Origin of the sequence: Nonomuraea sp. MTCD27 (genome assembly GCF_041950495.1) — a bacterium.
Taxonomy (GTDB): Bacteria; Actinomycetota; Actinomycetes; order Streptosporangiales; family Streptosporangiaceae; genus Nonomuraea.
In genome coordinates, this window is sequence record NZ_JBGNUW010000016.1 from 149,658 (window position 1) to 167,898 (window position 18,241).

An 18,241-nucleotide genomic window follows, 5' to 3' on the forward strand; every position below is an offset into this window, starting at 1 on the left:
ACGGCAGGCCGCCCTCCGGTCGATCAGGCTCAGCTGGGTATACCACGGCGACAAGGCTATTCTTGTGGGACGAATGAGGTCACAACGGATACATCACCATCAGGTCTCACCGGACCTGAAGAGACCATTGTGCCCGCGGACCTCGATCGAGTTTCTGCATTCAGCCGAAGACGTGCGCTAGGCTTGACACGTGCGTTCCGCGACCCTGCTTCTTAGCGGGCCGCGACGGCCCTGAGCACTCGCCGTCGCGGCTTCACCCCTCGTTGTGTGCGCGAGGGGTTTTCTTATGGGTCCGAATCAAGCCAGAAGGACAGTAGCCGTGAGTGAGTACGACCCGCAGGCGCTGCAGGCCAAGTGGCAGCAGCGATGGGAGGAGCAGGACACCTACCGGGCGAGCGAGGACGCCGCGGACACCCGCGAGCGGCGCTACATGCTCGACATGTTCCCCTACCCGTCCGGCGACCTGCACATGGGCCACGGCGAGGTGTTCGCCATCGGCGACGTCGTCGCGCGCTTCTGGATGCAGAAGGGCTACAACGTCCTGCACCCGATCGGCTGGGACTCCTTCGGCCTGCCCGCGGAGAACGCGGCGATCAAGCGCAACGCCCACCCCGCCGAGTGGACCTACGCCAACATCGAGACGCAGGCCACCTCGTTCCGGCGCTACGGCATCGCCTTCGACTGGTCGCGCCGCCTGCACACCAGCGACCCCGACTACTACCGCTGGAACCAGTGGCTGTTCAACCGCTTCTTCGAGCGCGGCCTGGCCTACCGCAAGGGCGGCCTGGTCAACTGGTGCCCCAACGACCAGACGGTGCTGGCCAACGAGCAGGTCGTGGCCGGGAAGTGCGAGCGCTGCGGCGCCGACGTCATCCGCCGCGAGCTGACGCAGTGGTACTTCAAGATCACTGACTACGCGAACCGCCTGCTGGACGACATGGAGCAGCTGGAGGGCTGGCCCGAGCGGCTGCTGACCATGCAGCGCAACTGGATCGGCCGCTCCGAGGGCGCCGACGTGCTGTTCGAGATCGAGGGCCGCGACGCGCCGGTCCACGTCTACACCACGCGCCCCGACACGCTGTACGGCGCCACGTTCTTCGTGGTCGCCGCCGACGCCGCGCTGGCCGACGAGATCGTCACCGACGATCAGCGCCCGGCGTTCGAGGCCTACCGCGCCGAGGTCGCCAAGCTGAGCGACATCGAGCGGCTGTCCACCGACAAGGAGAAGACCGGCGTCTTCCTGGGCCGCCACGCGATCAACCCGGTCAACGGCGAGCGCATCCCGGTCTGGGCGGCCGACTACGTGCTGTCCGACTACGGTCACGGCGCCATCATGGCCGTGCCCGCCCACGACCAGCGCGACCTGGACTTCGCCCGCAAGTTCGACCTGCCGGTGAAGGTCGTCGTGCACACCGGCCTGGCCGACCCGGGCGAGACCGGCGAGGCCACGCCCGGCGAGGGCACGCTGGTCAACTCCGGCCCGCTGGACGGCCTGGCCAAGACCGAGGCGATCACCAAGATCATCGAGATGCTGGAGGTCGAGGGCAAGGGCGCCGGCGCGGTCAACTTCCGGCTGCGCGACTGGCTGCTGTCCCGGCAGCGCTACTGGGGCACGCCGATCCCGATCATCCACTGCCCCGACTGCGGCGAGGTGCCCGTCCCCGACGAGCAGCTGCCCGTCACGCTGCCCGACCTGCGCGGCGAGGCGCTGGCGCCCAAGGGCGTCTCCCCGCTGGCCAGCGCCACGGAGTGGGTCAACGTCGAGTGCCCCAAGTGCTCCGGGCCGGCCAAGCGCGACACCGACACGATGGACACGTTCGTCGACTCGTCGTGGTATTTCCTGCGTTACTGCTCGCCGGGCTACACCGACGGCCCGTTCGACCCCGAGCAGGTGCGTAAGTGGGGCCCGATCGACCAGTACGTCGGCGGCATCGAGCACGCGGTGCTGCACCTGCTGTATTCGCGCTTCTTCACCAAGGTCCTGCACGACATGGGCATGGTGGACTTCACCGAGCCGTTCGTCCGCATGCTGAACCAGGGCCAGGTGATCAACGGCGGCAAGGCCATGTCGAAGTCCCTGGGCAACGGCGTGGACCTGGGCCAGCAGATCGACGACTTCGGCGTGGACGCCGTACGCCTGACCATGGTGTTTGCCGGGCCGCCCGAGGACGACATCGACTGGGCCGACCTGTCGCCGGCCGCGTCGCAGAAGTTCCTGGCCCGCGCGCTGCGCGTGATGTCGGAGGTCGCCAGCGAGCCGGGCGTCCCGTTCGCGGACGGTGACGTCGAGCTGCGCAAGGTGACCCACCACACGATCGACGAGGTCACCAAGCTGGTCGAGTCCTACCGCTTCAACGTGGCGGTGGCGCGCATGATGGAGCTGACCTCGGCCGCGCGCAAGGCCATCGACTCCGGCTGCGGGCCCGCCGACCCGGCGGTGCGCGAGGCCGCCGAGTCGCTGGCGGTCATGCTGTCGCTGGTGGCCCCCTACACCGCCGAGGAGGGCTGGGAGCGGCTGGGCCGCACCGGGTCCGTCGCGTTCGGCGGGTGGCCGGTGGCCGACCCCGCGCTGCTGGTGCAGGAGTCGGTCACCTGCGTGGTGCAGGTGGCGGGCAAGGTGCGCGACCGGCTGGAGGTGCCGCCGGGCATCGCCGAGGACGAGCTGCGGGAGCTGGCGCTGTCCTCGGACAAGGTCGCCCCCTACCTGCAGGGCATGCCGCGCAAGGTGATCGTGCGGGCGCCCAAGCTGGTCAACATCGTCCCGTAGTCACAGTTCGCGCAACGCCGGCAGCAGCTCCTTCTCCGCCCACTCGAAGAAGGGCTGCTGCTGGTCGTGCCCGATCTGGACGAGGGCCACGTGCGTGTATCCGGCCTCGGTGAACTTCCGGACGCTCTGCACGACGGCGTCCACGTCGTTGCCGCAGGGCACGTTCTGGGCGACGTCGTCCGGGCGCACCGTGCCGGCGGCCGCGGTGAAGTTCACCGGTCCCGGCAGCTCGGCCATGACCTTCCAGCCGCCGACGCTCGCCCAGCGCCACAGCTCGTGCGCGCGCTGCTTGGCGGCCTCGGCGTCGGTGTCGTACGCGATGGCGAGCTGCCCGTAGACCGGCTTGCCCTGCCCGCCGGCGGCGTTGAACTGCTGGACCACCTCGGGCATCGGCTCGTTGACCACCAGAACGTCGCCGAGCTCCGCGGCGATCTCGGCCGACTGACCGCCCGAGGCGGCGATGCCGATGGGGACGGGGGTGTCCGGCAGGTCGTACAACTTGGCCGAGTCCACGTCGTAGAACTCGCCCTGGTAGGTGATGTACTCCCCGCTGAAGAGCTCCCTGATGATCTGCACGGCCTCGGCGAACATCTGGTGCCGGGTGTCCACGGGCGGCCAGCCCTCGCCGATGACGTGCTCGTTGAGGTTCTCACCGGCGCCGAGGCCCAGCGTGAACCTGCCCTGGCTCAGCACGCCCACCGTGGCCGCCTTCTGCGCCACCACGGCCGGGTGGTAGCGCATGATCGGACAGGTCACGTACGTCATGAGTGGCAACTGCTCGGTGACCTGGGCGGCCGCGCCGAGCACCGACCAGCAGTAGGGCGAGTGCCCCATCTCCTCGAGCCACGGGAAATAGTGATCGGAGATGACGGCGTAGTCGAAGCCGATCCGCTCGGCCGCGGCGGCGTAGTCGACCAGCTCGCGGGCCGGGGTCTGTTCGGACATCAAGGTGTAGCCGATTTGTACCATGCGTCCGGGCTACCCGACTTTGTCAACGTTAGCGGTCAAAGAACGGAGATCAATGGCGGCCGCGGGCGCGCAGCTCCTCGACCATCAGGCCCAGGCCGATGCCCAGCAGCCAGACGTCCTTGGCGACGGCGGTGCCCCCGGGGCTCGGCCGCAGGCTGCCCTCCTGGCGCATCGCGGGCGTGCCGAGATACATGCCGAGCAGCCCCGCCGCGAACCCGGTCAGCGCCGCCCCCGCCAGCAACGACGGCACGAACGGCACCAGCATTGCCGTGCCGACGGCGATCTGGCTCTTCGACAGCAGCCGGACGAAGACGGCCGGGTCCATGCGGCGCAGGAACGGGTAGGGGCCCGCGGCCATGCCGTGCAGGGAGGCGGCGGTCTCCTCGTCGGCGTGCGCCAGGTCCAGCCCGGAGCTCAGGATGAAGGCCCCGGCGGCCAGGCGGGGCGGGAGCTGATGCGTACGGGCGAAGATCTTCATGATTCCTCACAGGGTGGGAAATCGGGCATATCCCCCCTTCCCTGCACGTACATCCGCATCCCGGACTTGGTCATTCCCGGGCCGTCGTACGTCCGCCCGGGGAGGAATCCATGGGCTCCTCTTGACATCTCGCACTAGTGTGCAGCTGTGGCAACTGGCGCATATCTGAGATACCCGCACCTGCACGATGACCTGGTCACCTTCGTCGCCGACGACGATGTCTGGCTCGCTCCGCGGGCTGGGGGACGCGCGTGGCGATTCACCGCCGACCGCGTACCGGTGGCATATCCGAGGTTCTCGCCCGACGGCGCACGCATCGCCTGGACCAGCACCAAAGAGGGTGCTCCCGAGGTGTTCGCGGCTGAGGTCGACGGAGCCGAGGGCGAGCGGCTGACCCACTGGGGCGACGCCACGACCTCGGTCCGCGGGTGGACCGCGGACGGCGACGTGCTCGCGGTCAGCGCGACGGGAGAGGGCTCCCGCAGCAGACGCTGGGCGTACGCGGTGCCGCTCGACGGAGGTCCGGCCACGCGGCTGCCGTACGGGTGGGTGAGCGAGGCGGCCGTCAGCGGCGGGAAGGTGGCCACCGTCTCGTCGATCTGGCGCGAGCCCTCGCAGTGGAAGCGATACCGGGGCGGCACGGCGGGCAAGCTCTGGGTGGACGCCGAGGGCGACGGGGAGTTCACCAGGCTGTTCGCCGACAGCACGGCGCAATACTGGTCGGTGAGCTGGGTCGGGGACCGGATCGTGTTCCTGTCCGACGCCGACGGCGTCGGCAACCTCTACTCCGCCCTGCCCGACGGGTCCGACCTGCGCAAGCACAGCTCCCACGAGGAGTTCTACGCCCGGCACGCCGTCAGCGACGGCGAGCGGGTGATCTACGGCCACGCCGGGGACCTGTGGCTGCTGGAGAGCCTGGACGATGAGCCCCACCCGCTGGAGATCCGGCTGGGCGGGCCGCGACCGGGGCGGGCCAGGCGGCTGGTGCCCACGCGGGTCGGCTCGTTCTCGCCGGACACCACCGGGCGGGCCAGCGCGGTGGAGATCCGCGGGACGGCGCACTGGGTCACCCACCGCGACGGGCCCGCGGGCGCGCTGCGGGCGCAGCCGGGCGTGCGCGTCCGCCTGCCTCGGGTGCTCGACGCCGACGGCAAGGCCGTGTGGGTGTCCGACGCGAGCGGGGAGGACGGGCTGGAGATCGGCACCCCGGGCGGCGAGGTCAGGACCATGGCCGCCGGACAGCTCGGGCGGGTGCTGGAGCTGGTCGCTGCGCCCGACGGCAAGCACGTGGCCGTGGCCACGCACGACGGGCGGCTGCTGGTCGTCGACCTCGCCACCGAGAACGTCAGGGAGCTCGACCGGACCGACGAGGGCGACGTGAGCGGGCTGGCGTTCTCGCCCGACTCCGGGTGGCTGGCCTGGGAGCACCCGCACCACCGGCGGCTGACCCAGATCAGGATGGGGCGGGTGGACGGGACCTCGGTGATCGAGGTCACCCCCGCCCGGTTCGCCGACTACGACCCCGTGTTCACCAAGGACGGCAAGCACCTGGCGTTCCTGTCGGTCCGGACGTTCGACCCGGTCTACGACGCGCACGTCTTCGACCTGTCCTTCCCCCAGGGCTGCAAGCCGTACATCGTGCCCCTGCAGGCCACCACGCCCTCGCCGTTCGACCCCTCGCTGCAGGGGCGCGGGTTCAACGGCGAGGACGACAAACTTTCGAAGGACGACAAGAAGGACGACACGCCGCCGCGCACCGAGGTCGATCCTGACGGGCTGGCCTCCCGCGTCGTGCCCGTGCCCGTGCCCGCGGCCGGCTACGGCAACCTGCGCACCGCCAAGGACGCGCTGCTCTGGCTGCGCTACCCGCTCACCGGGCAGCTCGGCGACGGCACCGAGCAGAGCGCGGAGACCGTGCTCGAACGCTATGACCTCAAGAAGCGCGCCAAGGCCGAGCTGGGCAGGGAGGTGCGCGCGTTCGAGGTCAGCGGCGACGGCTCCAGGCTCGTCACCAACGGCAAGAACGGCCTGCAGACCCGCGCCGCGAGCGAGGGCGACGAGGTCGTCACCATCGACCTCGACCGGATCAACGTCCAGATCGACCCGATCGCCGAGTGGCGGCAGGGCTTCCGCGAGGCCGGGCGGCTCATGCGCGACCACTTCTGGCGCGAGGACATGAACGGCGTCGACTGGCAGGGCGTCCTCGACCGCTACGAGCCGCTGGTCGACCGCATCGGCTCCCACTCCGAGTTGATCGACCTGCTCTGGGAGACGCAGGGCGAGCTGGGCACCTCCCACGCCTACGCCGTGGCCAACGGCTCCGGCGCCGACCCCCGGCGCCGCCAGGGCCTGCTCGGCGCCGACCTGGCCAGGGACGGCGACGGGGTGTGGCGGGTCGTGCGCATCCTGCCCGGCGAGTCCTCCGACCACGCCGCCCGCTCGCCGCTGCTCGCGCCCGGCGTCGCCATCCGTGCCGGCGACGCGATCCTCGCGGTGGGCGGGCGCCCGGTCGATCCGGTACGCGGCCCGCTGCCCCTGCTGGCCGGCACCGCCAACCAGCCCGTCGAGCTCACCGTGCGGCACGCCTCCGGCGGCGACGTGCGCCGGGTCGTGGTCAGCCCGATCGCCGACGAGGGCCAGCTCCGCTACCACGAGTGGGTGGAGAGCCGGCGGGCCCACGTCCGGCAGGCGTCCGGCGGGCGGCTCGGCTACCTGCACGTGCCCGACATGGTGGCCTCCGGGTGGGCGCAGTTCCACCGCGACCTGCGCACCGAGATGGCCTTCGAGGGGCTGGTCGTGGACGTGCGCGAGAACAGCGGCGGGCACCTGTCGGAGCTGGTGCTGGAGAAGCTGTCCCGCAAGGTCACCGGCTGGGCGCACGCCCGCTGGTACCAGCCGAGACGCTACCCCGACGACTCGCCCCGGGGGCCGGTGGTGACGGTCACGGACGAGTTCGCGGGCTCCGACGGCGACATCGTGAGCGCGGGCATCAAGAACCGCGGGATCGGGCCGCTGGTGGGGACGCGGACGTGGGGCGGGGTGATCGGGATCGACTCGCGCTACTCGCTCGTGGACGGCACCCGGGTCACGCAGCCGCGCTACTCGTTCTGGCTCGACGGGCCGGGGTGGGGGGTGGAGAACTACGGGGTCGATCCGGACATCGAGGTGGTGATCACGCCGCAGGACCGGGTGGCGGGGCGGGATCCGCAGCTCGACAAGGCGATCGAGCTCGCCCTCGCCGCCATCGAGCAGAACCCGGCAGCCACCCCACCGGCCCTGCCCCCACTGCCCTGACCCTGGGCCGTCCCGGGGCTCGCGCGGTCGCCGCTCGCACGCCGACGGCGACCCGCGCGAGCCTCGGGCACCGGCCGCCCGCCTGCGGCCTCCAGTCGGCCGCAGTGGGTCTCCGGCCGGCTGCTGCGGGCTCCCCGCTGCTCCTCCCCGCCACGCCCGCCGCCGACGGTCGCTGTGTGCCTGTTGCCGAGGGCGCGCCCATCCCAGCGGCCGCTGCGGGCTTTCCGTCGGTCCTTTCACTCTTCTCCCCCCTTCAAGGACCTCTGCCGAGGTGCGGTGGGTGGGGGAGAACCCGACGCGCTCCCTCAGCCGGAGGCGCCGATGAGGCGGTCGAGGATCTCGGTGAGGATGGCCTCCGTGGTGGCGAAGTTGAGCCGGACGTAGTGCTCACCGCCGGGCCCGAAGGCCGCACCGTCGCTCAGCCGGACCCGGGCCTCGCGTTCGAGCACCTCCGCCATCCCCGCCCGGCCCACCCCCAGCCAGGCCAGGTAGGTGGCCTCCGGGACCCGGTACCGGAACGCGCCGGGCAGGCGGGCGGCGATCGTGCGCCGGTGGCGGTCGAGCAGCGTCAGGGTCTCGGCGAGCCAGGCGTCGCCGTGCCGCCACGCCGCCACCGTGGCCTCGACGCCGAACACGTTCGCGGAGCCGTACACGAACGGGGGTTGATCTTCGAGGGCCTTGCGGACGCCCGGGTGGCCGAGGTGGGCGACCGAGCAGCGGATGCCGCCCAGGTTGAACGCCTTCGTCGCGGACGTGAGCGTGACCGTGCGCTCCGGCAGGATCGTGGCGAACGGGATGTGCCGGTGCGGCTCGTAGACCAGGTCGGAGTGGATCTCGTCGGCGATGACCAGCAGGTCGTGGCGTTCGGCGTGCTCGGCCAGCTCGGTCAGCTCCGCGCGGGTGAACACGCGGCCGGTCGGGTTGTGCGGGTTCACCAGGAGGAGTGCGCGGCAGGCCGACAGGTCGGGCACCTCGAAGCGCCAGGTGTCGCCGTCCGGCTCCAGCTGGATGGGGTGGAGGGGACGGTCCATGGTGCTCAGCGTGGTCAGGAACGGGTGATAGGCCGGTACGTGTACGGCGACCCCGTCACCCGGCCTGGTCCAGACCTGGAGGAGCACCTGAAGGGCCTGGTTGAGGTCGTTGAACGAGCGCACCAGCCCGGGGTCGGGCTGCCAGCCGTACTTGCCGGACATGCGTTCGGCGAACGCCTCGGCCAGCGGGCCGCTGTTCGGGTCCAGCAGCCAGGCCGGGTAGCCGAGGTCACCGCCGGCCCGTCGTCGCAGGGCGTCGGTCACCTCGGGCGCCGTGGGCAGGTCCATGTCGGCCACCCAGGCGGGGATCACTCCCGGCTCGACCATCGCCCATTTCAGACCATCATGTGTGGACTTAAGGTCTAAAGGGGGATATGCGTCATTCACTCCGCCATTCTAGGATTCTTGAATGTGATGAGGCGGCAGTGCGGATTGTGGCAGGCTGGGCGGCCATGACGCCCCACCCGAAGATCGATGCGATCGTCGACACGTACCTGACTCTGGCCGACGCGGAGGCTCCCGGCCTGGTGGAGGGGCTCTACCTGGAAGGCTCCGCGGCTCTGGGCGACTACCGGCCCGGCACGAGCGACGTCGACTTCGTGGCCGTGACGGCCGAGCCGCCACCGGCCGGGGTGCTGGAGCGGATCCACACCCGACTCGGGGTCCACCCGTTCGACGGCGTCTATCTCACCTGGGACGATCTCGGCCACGACCCCGCCGAGCTGGGCGAACGCCCCCAGGCGCACGCGGGCCGGCTCAACCGGCGGGGCCAGGTCAACCCGGTCACCTGGCACACGCTGGCCTGCCACGGGCTGACCTGCCGGGGGCCCAAGCCGGAAGAGCTGAAGATCTGGAACGATCCCGGCGCCCTGGCCACCTGGACGGACGGCAACCTCGACGGCTACTGGCGCCGCCTGGTCACCCGCGCCTCGCACCCGTCCTCCCTGTGGTGGCTGACCTGCCTGGGCGGCTACGGCGTCGTGTGGGTGGTCACCGGGGTCGCCCGGCTGCACTACACGCTGGCGACCGGCGACATCACCTCCAAGACGGGGGCGGGGCGGTACGCGCTGGAGGTGTTCCCCGATCGCTGGCACCGGGTGGTGAACGAGGCACTGCGGCTGCGCGAGGAGGACGCCGCCCTGCCGACGCTGGCGAGCGCGGTCTCGGGGCTGGGCGACCACTTCGGCACGCCGCGTCGCTCGCTCTACGGCTCGCCGTTCGAGCGCAGGCGTGACGTGCTGGACTTCGCCGGCCAGGCGATCACGGCGGCGCACGAGTTGTACGAGGCCCGCTGACCCTGCCTCGGCCTGTACCGGGCTTGCCGGCCCGCCACTGCACATCGGCTGCAACTCCGCCGGGCGGGGATTGACGGGCCGTCCCGGGCCGGGATACGAATGCGCGCGAACGCTCTCACCGGCCCACCTCTGGGCGGTGAGATGTTAGCGCTAACACTGCGGAGGGCCGCTGGTTGCGTGCTCGTTCTTGCTCTCTGAGGTCCTGTGGCGCCGCCCTGGGTGATGCACGTTCGGGGGGCGGCGGCGGACCTGCGGGAGCCGGGGCCGGTGTTCGCCTCCGCCGCCTCGTACCCGGTCGTCGCGCCGCCGGTCTGAGCGCCGGGCCGCGTGCCGGAAGGTCATGCCCGCGTACCGGCCGGAAGGTCTTGCCCGCGTACTGGAAGGACGCTCATGCTCGCACGCCCCCTCCGCCGGACGGCGGTCCTCACCGTCCTGGCTACGCTGCTCGCCGTGACCGCCAACCTCCTGTCGCCGGGCGCGGCGCACGCCTCGCCGGCGGTGCAGTACACCAACCCGCTGGCCGCGCAGCGCGCCGACCCGCACATCTTCCGCCACACCGACGGCTACTACTACTTCACCGCGACCGCCCCCGAGTACGACCGCATCGTGCTGCGCCGCGCCACCACCATCCAGGGCCTGGCCACCGCGCCCGAGAGCGTCATCTGGCGCAAGCACTCGACCGGCGAGATGGGCGCGCACATCTGGGCGCCGGAGATCCACTTCATCAACGGCAAGTGGTACGTCTACTTCGCGGCGGGACGGGCCGACGACGTGTGGCGCATCCGCATGTACGTGCTGGAGAGCACCGCCGCCAACCCGCTCACCGGCACCTGGACCGAGCGCGGCCGGATCACCACCCCCTGGGACACCTTCTCCCTGGACGCCACCACGTTCGTCGCGAACGGCGTGCGCTACCTGCTCTGGGCGCAGCAGGAGCCGGGCATCTCGACCAACTCCAACCTGTACGTCGCCCGGATGGGCGCCAGCCCGTGGACGATCACCGGCGCGACGACCCGGCTGACGGTGCCGACGCTGGCCTGGGAGACACGCGGGTACAAGGTCGCCGAAGGGCCCTCGGTGCTGCAGCGCAACGGGCGGCTCTTCCTGACGTACTCGGCCAGCGCCACCGACGCGAACTACTGCCTCGGCCTGCTGACCGCGTCCGCCTCGGCCGACCCGCTCCAGGCGTCATCGTGGACCAAGAGCCCGAACCCGGTCTTCGCCAGCAACGCCGCCACCAGCCAGTACGGCCCCGGGCACAACTCCTTCACCACCTCGGAGGACGGGCAGAGCGACATCCTGGTCTACCACGACCGTAACTACCGGGACATCTCCGGCGACCCCCTGAACGACCCGAACCGGCGGACACGCGTGCAGAAGGTGTACTGGCGGGCCGACGGCACTCCCGACTTCGGCATCCCGGTGCCTGACGGGGTCACGCCGGTGCGGCTGATGTCGTACGACACGCCGGGGGTGGCCGTGCGGCACTGGGACTACCGGGCCCGGCTGGAGGCCAACGTTACGCCGCTGGCGGACTCGCAGTTCCGGCTCGTGGCCGGGTTGTCCGGGGCGGGGACGGTGTCCCTGGAGTCGACGAACTTCCCGGGGTATTTCCTGCGGCATCGGAACTTCGAGGCTTGGGTGCAGCAGCGCGACGGGTCGGGGCTGTTCGACGCGGACGCGAGCTTCGTACGGAGGAGCGGGCTGGCGGGGGCGGGGACGGTGTCGCTGGAGTCGGCGAACTTCCCCGGGTATTTCGTGCGGCATCGGGCGGGGCAGGTGTGGGTGGAGCGGGACGACGGGTCCAGCGGGTTCCGGGGGAGCGCGAGCTTCGTACTGGAGTGACCTGCTACGGCCTGGGGCCTTCGGGCGCCGGAACCCTCGGGGAATGCTCCTAGGGACAGCAGTCAGCACCCCCGGGGTCGTACGTACCCCGTGGGTGCATGCTCCGGCGCGCGCCAGTACGCGGTACGGCGGTTGGACGCGCGCCCGACCCCGAGCCCCTACTACCTCCGGCTTCCTGCAACCGGTCGGCCACTACCTAGTCAGCCACCTGGCTGGTCGGTCGGCTGGCTGCCCGGTCGGCTGGCTGCCTACAACCGGCGCAGGACCGCTACGACCTTGCCCAGGACGCTGGCCTCGTCGCCCGGGATGGGCTCGTAGTTGGGGTTGTGGGGGACGAGCCAGACATGGCCGTCCTTGCGCTTGAACGTCTTGACCGTCGCCTCGCCCTCGATCATGGCGGCCACGATGTCGCCGCTCTCGGCCACGGGCTGCTGGCGCACGACCACCCAGTCGCCGTCGGCGATGGCGGCCTCGATCATGGAGTCACCGGCGACCTGGAGGAGGAACAGCGTGCCCTCGCCGACGAGCTGCTTCGGCAGGGCGAAGACGTCCTCGACGCTCTCCTCGGCCAGGATCGGGCCACCGGCTGCGATACGGCCCACGAGCGGGACGTAGGCGGCCGTGGGCCGGTTGATCGTCGGCTCGTCGTCGGTGGCGTCGGGATCGACCCACAGCACGGGCTCGCCCGGAAGGCGAACCTCGAGCGCACGCGGCCGGTGCGGGTCGCGCCGCAGGTAGCCCTTGCGCTGCAGGGCCGTGAGCTGGTGCGACACGCTGGACGTGCTGGTCAGCTGCACCGCCTCACCGATCTCGCGCATGGAGGGCGGATATCCGCGCTGTTGTACCGAGTCGCGGATCACTTCGAGGATCTTGCGCTGCCTGGGCGTCAGGCCCAGGGAGTCTCGCCGGCGCACCGCGAGGTCGCTGACCCCGTTTGCGTCATCCCGCTCGGTCATGCTCTTCCTCCTCGCCTGGCGGCCCGCCTCACCGGCGAACCTCCCGGTCCGTGGTCTTGATGTCGCACACAGCGACGCTATCGCTGTTGAAGATCATCTTCAAACAATTGTTCGAGTCTTCCTCGAAATTGTCGCCAGTGTGGTGTACAACATCGTACGGGAGTTCGATCGACACCGTGTTCGATTTGCTGATCTTTATTTGGCCTTTCCTCAGGCCACACGGCAGGAGGTCAACCATGCGAACGCCCACAAATACGGACACGACCAGCGAAGACGTCAACCAGCTCACACTGATCGCCGATGCCACGCGGAGTGGGGATCGACGGGGAGACAATACGCGTGCGGCGACCGGTGTCCGGGGGAATTCCGGCAAGAGGTTGGGGCCCCGTTCGAGTAGTGGGGGAAGATCCCATTTGCGCCTCGTCCCCCCGCCCCGCGAGGGCGGCGACACGGACGACACCGTCCCCCCGGCAAGGGCCGGCTCACGGGGTGGTCGCGGATCCGGAGCGCCGGGTGGAGGCGATGACACCGTGGCGAGCCGCAGGCCCGATGCGGGGGACAGGGCGCCGGGCGGTAGGGCACAGGTGCAGGGGGATGGCGGTTCGGCGGGTGGGGGACGAGGGGGAAGGGGGCGCGCGGCTTACGAGGGTCGCGAGGCTTACGAGGGTCGCGAGGCTTACGAGGGTCGCGAGGCTTACGAGGGTCGCGAGGCTTACCGAGAGCGCGGGGAGCGCGAAGGCGGGGGCGGCCTGCGCGTAGGGGCTTTCCGCACAAGGAAGGGGCGTCTTGCGAAGGCGGGCCTTGCGCGTGGGCGCGGGAAGGGGCGGCGCCGACCCGGTGTGCCGGGGCGACTGGCGGGTGCCGTGAGGCGCTTGTCGGGTGTTGCTGCGAGGCGGTCGCCGGCCCGGCTGCGGCGGGTCATCCCCGGGTGGCGGGGCGCTGCCGCTGCTTCCGCGTCATCCGTGCAGCGAGGTCCCGCGTCTGTGCTGCAAGGGGCTGCTTCCGGGCAGCGAGGTCCCGCGTCCGCGCAGCGAGGTGCTGCTTCTGTGTGGCGAGGTCTCGCTTCCTCGCGGCGGGGTTCCGCTTCTGTGCAGCGGGGTTCCGCTTCTGCTCGGCGGGGTCTTGCTCCCGGGCGGCAGGGACGTGCGCTTGCCTGGCGAGGTGATGCTCCGGCCCAGCCGAGTCATGCGCCTGCACGGCGAGGTTCTGCGCCTGCGCGGCGGGATCGTAGGCCCGTGCGGCTCACCCGGCGCGGGCGCGTCGTGCTGGTGATCGCCATGGCGTTGCTGGCCCTCGGCGGGTTCTGGCTCGGCACGCGGGCGGCCGGGCATGCGGAGGTGCGGGTCGTGGTGGCGGGCCAGGCCGGGCTGCCGTGGGTCGAGGTCCACAAGGGCGACACGCTGTGGAAGATCGCCGATGCGCTCTCCGAGGGGAATGACCCGGGCGCCCTGGTGGCGGAGATCAAGCGGCTGAACGGCCTGTCCGACTCTCTCATCCGGCCGGGCACCCGTCTCTACGTGCCGGGGGACACGGCCGCCTTACGTTGATCGTCGAACCGGCGGCCCGCTGTCTCGCTGGCCCATGGCCGGTCGGCCGGCAGGAAAGCGTGGCAAGGCGTCAAGGGCACCAGGGGTGTCCGCGCTCCTGGGGTTCCTGACGTCTGCCTGTCCACGATCGCCGGTTCGTTCCTCCGGGCGAGGGGGTTCCTGGGTGTCCCGTGGCAGGACTGCGGACTCCTCGGACTGGGGCCGCGTGAGATGGGGGGCTCCCGCAGACCGTATTTGGGCGAGTTTGGGGCGGAGTCGGCCAGATCTGAGGGGTGCGTACGGTGCTCTCGGGCAGGCTCGCGAAGCCGGCGCCGGGAGGGATGGCAGGCGGTGGATGAGTCCTCGGGTACCGTTGTGAGGTTTGTTCACGGGCGAGGCCCAGCGCAACCCATGTGACGCCCTCACCTGCGGGAAGATCACTGCTGACCGGCGACACGCCCGGGTCCGGTGGGGAGGGCGGGGCTGATCAGCGACTTCAGCAGGATGGGGTCGCTCAACTTGCGTTCATGGTCGCGCGCTTCTACGGTTGGACCACAACATCTAGTAGTTACACCGATGTAGTTCACCACACCTTGTGTTTCCGTGACCGCTCCATGGATAGCCGTGGAGTGTGCGCGAGCGTCCCGTGCGGACGGTTCTGGCGCGTGTGGTGGCCGCAGGTCTTGGAGGCGAAAGCGTGCACTGTCCGTTCTGTCGCCACCCTGACACCAGGGTCATCGACAGCCGCTCCACGGACGACGGCGCGGCCATCAGGCGTCGGCGCACCTGTCCCGAGTGCGGGCGCAGGTTCACCACGCAGGAGACCGTACTGCTCATGGTGAGCAAGCGCAGCGGAGTGACGGAGCCGTTCTCGCGGGACAAGGTCGTCGCGGGCGTGCGGCGGGCGTGCCAGGGCAGGCCCGTCAGCGAGGATTCGCTGGCGCAGCTCGGGCAGCGGGTGGAGGAGGCCATCAGGGCGAAGGGCGCGGCCGAGCTTCCCTCCAACGAGGTGGGTCTGGCCATCCTCGGCCCGCTGCGGGAGCTCGACGAGGTGGCCTACCTGCGGTTCGCATCGGTATATCGCGGTTTCGAGAGCCTGGCGGACTTCGAGGCCGAGATCAAACAGTTGAAGGCGGAGAAGGGGGAGTCATGACGGAGACGGCCAGCGGTTCAGTCGCGCGTGGGGGCAAGCGTCCGCGTAAGGGACTGAAGATGAAGCGGATCTTCACTAAGCCCGGTGTGCACCCGTATGACGAGATCCAGTGGGAGCGCCGCGACGTCGTCATGACGAACTGGCGCGACGGGTCGATCAACTTTGAGCAGCGGGGTGTCGAGTTCCCCGAGTTCTGGTCGGTCAACGCGGCCAACATCGTGACGACCAAATACTTCCGCGGGGCCGTGGGCACCCCGCAGCGCGAGTGGAGCCTGAAGCAGCTGATCGACAGAGTCGTCGGCGTCTACACCAGGACGGGGCTCGAGCACGGCTACTTCGCCAGTGACGAGGACGCCGAGATCTTCGACCACGAGCTGAAGCACGCGCTGGCGCACCAGGTGTTCGCGTTCAACTCGCCGGTCTGGTTCAACGTGGGCACCCAGTCGCCGCAGCAGGTGAGCGCTTGCTTCATCCTCTCCGTGGACGACCAGATGGAGTCGATCCTGGAGTGGTACAAGGAAGAGGGTGTGATCTTCAAGGGTGGCTCGGGTTCGGGGGTGAACCTGTCCCGGATCCGCTCGTCCAAGGAACTGCTCAGCAGCGGTGGCACGGCCAGCGGGCCGGTGTCGTTCATGCGCGGCGCCGACGCGTCCGCGGGGACGATCAAGTCGGGTGGCGCGACGCGCCGGGCGGCCAAGATGGTCGTGCTCGACGTCGATCACCCCGACATCGAGGAGTTCATCGAGACCAAGGCGCGCGAGGAGGACAAGATCCGCGCGCTGCGGGACGCCGGGTTCGACATGGACCTGGGCGGCAAGGACATCGTCTCCGTCCAGTACCAGAACGCCAACAACTCCGTACGCGTCTCCGACGAGTTCATGCGCGCGGTGGAGAAGGGCGGCGACTTCGGCCTGCGGGCCCGCCTGACCGGCGAGGTCATCGAGAAGGTCGACGCCAAGGACCTGTTCCGCAAGATGGCCAAGGCCGCCTGGGAGTGCGCCGACCCCGGCGTCCAGTACGACGACACGATCAACGACTGGCACACCACCCCGGAGACGGGCCGGATCACCGCCAGCAACCCGTGCAGCGAATACGTCCATCTGGACAACTCCTCCTGCAACCTGGCCAGCATCAACCTGCTGAAGTTCCTGAAGGACGACAACACCTTCAACGTCGCCGACTTCGTCAAGCTGACCGAGTTGATCATCACCGCGATGGACATCTCGATCACGTTCGCCGACTTCCCGACGGAGAAGATCGGTGAGACGACGCGGGCATACCGGCAGCTCGGCATCGGCTACGCCAACCTGGGCGCGCTGCTCATGGCGACGGGTCACGCCTACGACTCCGACGGCGGCCGGGCGGTGGCGGGAGCGATCACGTCGCTGATGACCGGTGTGTCCTACCGGCGCAGTGCCGAGCTCGCCGGGGTCGTGGGGGCGTACGACGGGTATGCCCGCAACGCCGAGCCGCACAAGCGGGTCATGCGCAAGCACGCCGCGGCCAACGACGACCTGCGCACGGTCGGCTCCATGGACGCGAAGATCCACGCCGAGGCGTCGCGTCAGTGGTCGGAGTGCCTGAAGCTGGGCGAGAAGAACGGCTACCGCAACGCCCAGGCCAGCCTCCTCGCCCCCACCGGGACGATCGGCCTCATGATGGACTGCGACACGACCGGCATCGAGCCGGACCTGGCGCTGGTCAAGTTCAAGAAGCTCGTCGGCGGCGGGTCCATGCAGATCGTCAACCAGACGATCCCGCGGGCGCTCAGGCAGCTCGGCTACCAGCAGGAGCAGATCGAGGCCATCGTCGAGTACATCGCCGAGCACAGCCACGTCGTCGACGCCCCCGGCCTGCGCCAGGAGCACTACGAGGTGTTCGACTGCGCCATGGGCGAGCGGGCGATCGCGCCGATGGGCCACGTGCGCATGATGGCCGCCACCCAGCCGTTCCTGTCCGGCGCCATCTCCAAGACGGTCAACCTGCCAGAGTCGGCCACGATCGACGACATCGAGCAGGTCTACCTGGAGGGCTGGAAGCTCGGCCTCAAGGCCCTGGCCGTCTACCGCGACAACTGCAAGGTCGGCCAGCCGCTGTCGGCCGGCGACGGCTCCAAGAAGCAGGAGGCCAAGGAGGTCAAGGAGCCCGAGGTCAAGGTCATCGAGGTCAACCGGCCGACCCGGCGGCGCATGCCCAACCAGCGGCCGAGCATGACCACCCGCTTCACGGTGGGCGGTGCCAAGGGCTACATGACCGCCTCGTCCTACCCTGACGACGGGCTCGGCGAGGTCTTCCTCAAGATGTCCAAGCAGGGCTCGACGCTGGCGGGCGTCATGGACGCCTTCTCGGTGGCGATCTCCATCGGGCTCCAGTACGGAGTGCCGCTGGAGACGTACATGAGCAAGTTCGTCAACATGCGGTTCGAGCCGGCCGGGATGACGGACGACCCGGACATCCGGATGGCCACGTCGGTGATGGACTACATCTTCCGCCGCCTGGCCCTGGACCACCTGCCTTACGACGAGCGGGCGGCGCTGGGCATCTTCTCGGCGGCCGAGCGGGCGGCGCAGCAGCGCGGCGAGGACCCGGCGGCCCTGCAGGAGACGGTCGACCGTGAGGCGCTGGCGCAGTCGGCCCCCATCGAGTCCGCCGCCGCCCAGCCGAAGGCCGAGCAGGCGCCCCAGGAGCTGACGCTGGAGAGCCACCAGCGCTTCACCGCCGACGCGCCGCTCTGCATGACGTGCGGCACGAAGATGCGTCCGGCCGGTAGCTGCTACGTCTGCGAGGGCTGCGGCTCGACCAGCGGTTGCAGCTGATCAACCAGTAGCCGACAGTTCGATGTGGCCGGGCGGGGAACCGGGGATGGCCCTGATTCCCCGCCCGGCCCGTCAACCGCTGGCGATATCACTGCTTCCCTGGTGAAATGC

At 70.1% G+C, this 18,241-nt stretch carries 11 protein-coding genes; 7 read left to right on the forward strand and 4 right to left on the reverse strand.

Translation table 11 applies throughout. From position 1 onward, the window contains the following. Positions 1-286 precede the first annotated feature (286 nt). Positions 287-2,767, forward strand: a complete 2,481-nt coding sequence (gene leuS / locus ACBJ59_RS39510; RefSeq protein WP_375115253.1) for a leucine--tRNA ligase — start codon at positions 287-289, stop codon at positions 2,765-2,767. On the opposite strand, the gene ACBJ59_RS39515 is transcribed toward leuS, so the two are convergent. Then, positions 2,768-3,736 carry a TIGR03557 family F420-dependent LLM class oxidoreductase gene (locus ACBJ59_RS39515; RefSeq protein ID WP_375115254.1) on the reverse strand — a complete coding sequence of 323 codons (969 nt, stop codon included), beginning with the start codon at positions 3,734-3,736 and terminating at the stop codon, positions 2,768-2,770. A 49-nt stretch (positions 3,737-3,785) separates the two neighbouring features. Next, entirely contained in the window at positions 3,786-4,214 is a 429-nt protein-coding gene (locus ACBJ59_RS39520) for a hypothetical protein (protein WP_375115255.1), read from the reverse strand. Between the two features lie 147 nt (positions 4,215-4,361). Between ACBJ59_RS39520 and ACBJ59_RS39525 the strand changes: the two genes are divergently transcribed. After that, complete coding sequence (locus ACBJ59_RS39525; RefSeq protein WP_375115256.1) at positions 4,362-7,508, forward strand: PDZ domain-containing protein; 3,147 nt, start codon at positions 4,362-4,364, stop codon at positions 7,506-7,508. A gap of 305 nt (positions 7,509-7,813) precedes the next feature. Here ACBJ59_RS39525 and ACBJ59_RS39530 read toward each other — a convergent pair whose 3' ends face one another. Next, positions 7,814-8,866, reverse strand: coding sequence for a MalY/PatB family protein (locus tag ACBJ59_RS39530; protein ID WP_375115257.1), 1,053 nt, complete (start codon positions 8,864-8,866; stop codon positions 7,814-7,816). A 98-nt stretch (positions 8,867-8,964) separates the two neighbouring features. Here ACBJ59_RS39530 and ACBJ59_RS39535 point away from each other — a divergent pair, with 98 nt between their 5' ends. Both ACBJ59_RS39535 and ACBJ59_RS39540 read left to right on the forward strand, forming a co-directional pair. Then, positions 8,965-9,834, forward strand: a complete 870-nt coding sequence (locus tag ACBJ59_RS39535; protein WP_375115258.1) for an aminoglycoside adenylyltransferase domain-containing protein — start codon at positions 8,965-8,967, stop codon at positions 9,832-9,834. Between the two features lie 390 nt (positions 9,835-10,224). Further along, entirely contained in the window at positions 10,225-11,679 is a 1,455-nt protein-coding gene (locus ACBJ59_RS39540) for a family 43 glycosylhydrolase (protein WP_375115259.1), read from the forward strand. Positions 11,680-11,927: 248 nt separating this feature from the next. On the opposite strand, the gene lexA is transcribed toward ACBJ59_RS39540, so the two are convergent. After that, on the reverse strand, positions 11,928-12,635 hold the full coding sequence (gene lexA / locus ACBJ59_RS39545; RefSeq protein ID WP_364113121.1) for a transcriptional repressor LexA: 708 nt from the start codon (positions 12,633-12,635) through the stop codon (positions 11,928-11,930). A 1,235-nt stretch (positions 12,636-13,870) separates the two neighbouring features. On the opposite strand from lexA, the gene ACBJ59_RS39550 reads away from it, so the two are divergent. The 3 genes from ACBJ59_RS39550 to ACBJ59_RS39560 all read left to right on the forward strand — a co-directional run bounded on the left by ACBJ59_RS39550 (position 13,871) and on the right by ACBJ59_RS39560 (position 18,130). After that, on the forward strand, positions 13,871-14,182 hold the full coding sequence (locus tag ACBJ59_RS39550; RefSeq protein WP_375115260.1) for a LysM peptidoglycan-binding domain-containing protein: 312 nt from the start codon (positions 13,871-13,873) through the stop codon (positions 14,180-14,182). Positions 14,183-14,858: 676 nt separating this feature from the next. Then, positions 14,859-15,314 carry a transcriptional regulator NrdR gene (gene nrdR, locus ACBJ59_RS39555; RefSeq protein WP_364113115.1) on the forward strand — a complete coding sequence of 152 codons (456 nt, stop codon included), beginning with the start codon at positions 14,859-14,861 and terminating at the stop codon, positions 15,312-15,314. Continuing rightward, the gene (locus tag ACBJ59_RS39560; protein ID WP_375115261.1) at positions 15,311-18,130 is read left to right on the forward strand and encodes a vitamin B12-dependent ribonucleotide reductase; all 2,820 of its coding nucleotides are present in this window, start codon (positions 15,311-15,313) and stop codon (positions 18,128-18,130) included. Before nrdR ends, ACBJ59_RS39560 begins: the two co-directional genes overlap by 4 nt. Positions 18,131-18,241 lie beyond the last annotated feature (111 nt).

What these genes read in the sequence shown, in the direction of transcription:
- ACBJ59_RS39515 (WP_375115254.1), bottom strand. Translation starts at nt 3,736, where the DNA reads ATGGTACAAATCGGCTACACCTTGATGTCCGAACAGACCCCGGCCCGC.
- ACBJ59_RS39530 (WP_375115257.1), bottom strand. Translation starts at nt 8,866, where the DNA reads ATGGTCGAGCCGGGAGTGATCCCCGCCTGGGTGGCCGACATGGACCTG.
- ACBJ59_RS39560 (WP_375115261.1), top strand. Translation starts at nt 15,311, where the DNA reads ATGACGGAGACGGCCAGCGGTTCAGTCGCGCGTGGGGGCAAGCGTCCG.
- leuS (WP_375115253.1), top strand. Translation starts at nt 287, where the DNA reads ATGGGTCCGAATCAAGCCAGAAGGACAGTAGCCGTGAGTGAGTACGAC.
- ACBJ59_RS39520 (WP_375115255.1), bottom strand. Translation starts at nt 4,214, where the DNA reads ATGAAGATCTTCGCCCGTACGCATCAGCTCCCGCCCCGCCTGGCCGCC.
- lexA (WP_364113121.1), bottom strand. Translation starts at nt 12,635, where the DNA reads ATGACCGAGCGGGATGACGCAAACGGGGTCAGCGACCTCGCGGTGCGC.
- ACBJ59_RS39540 (WP_375115259.1), top strand. Translation starts at nt 10,225, where the DNA reads ATGCTCGCACGCCCCCTCCGCCGGACGGCGGTCCTCACCGTCCTGGCT.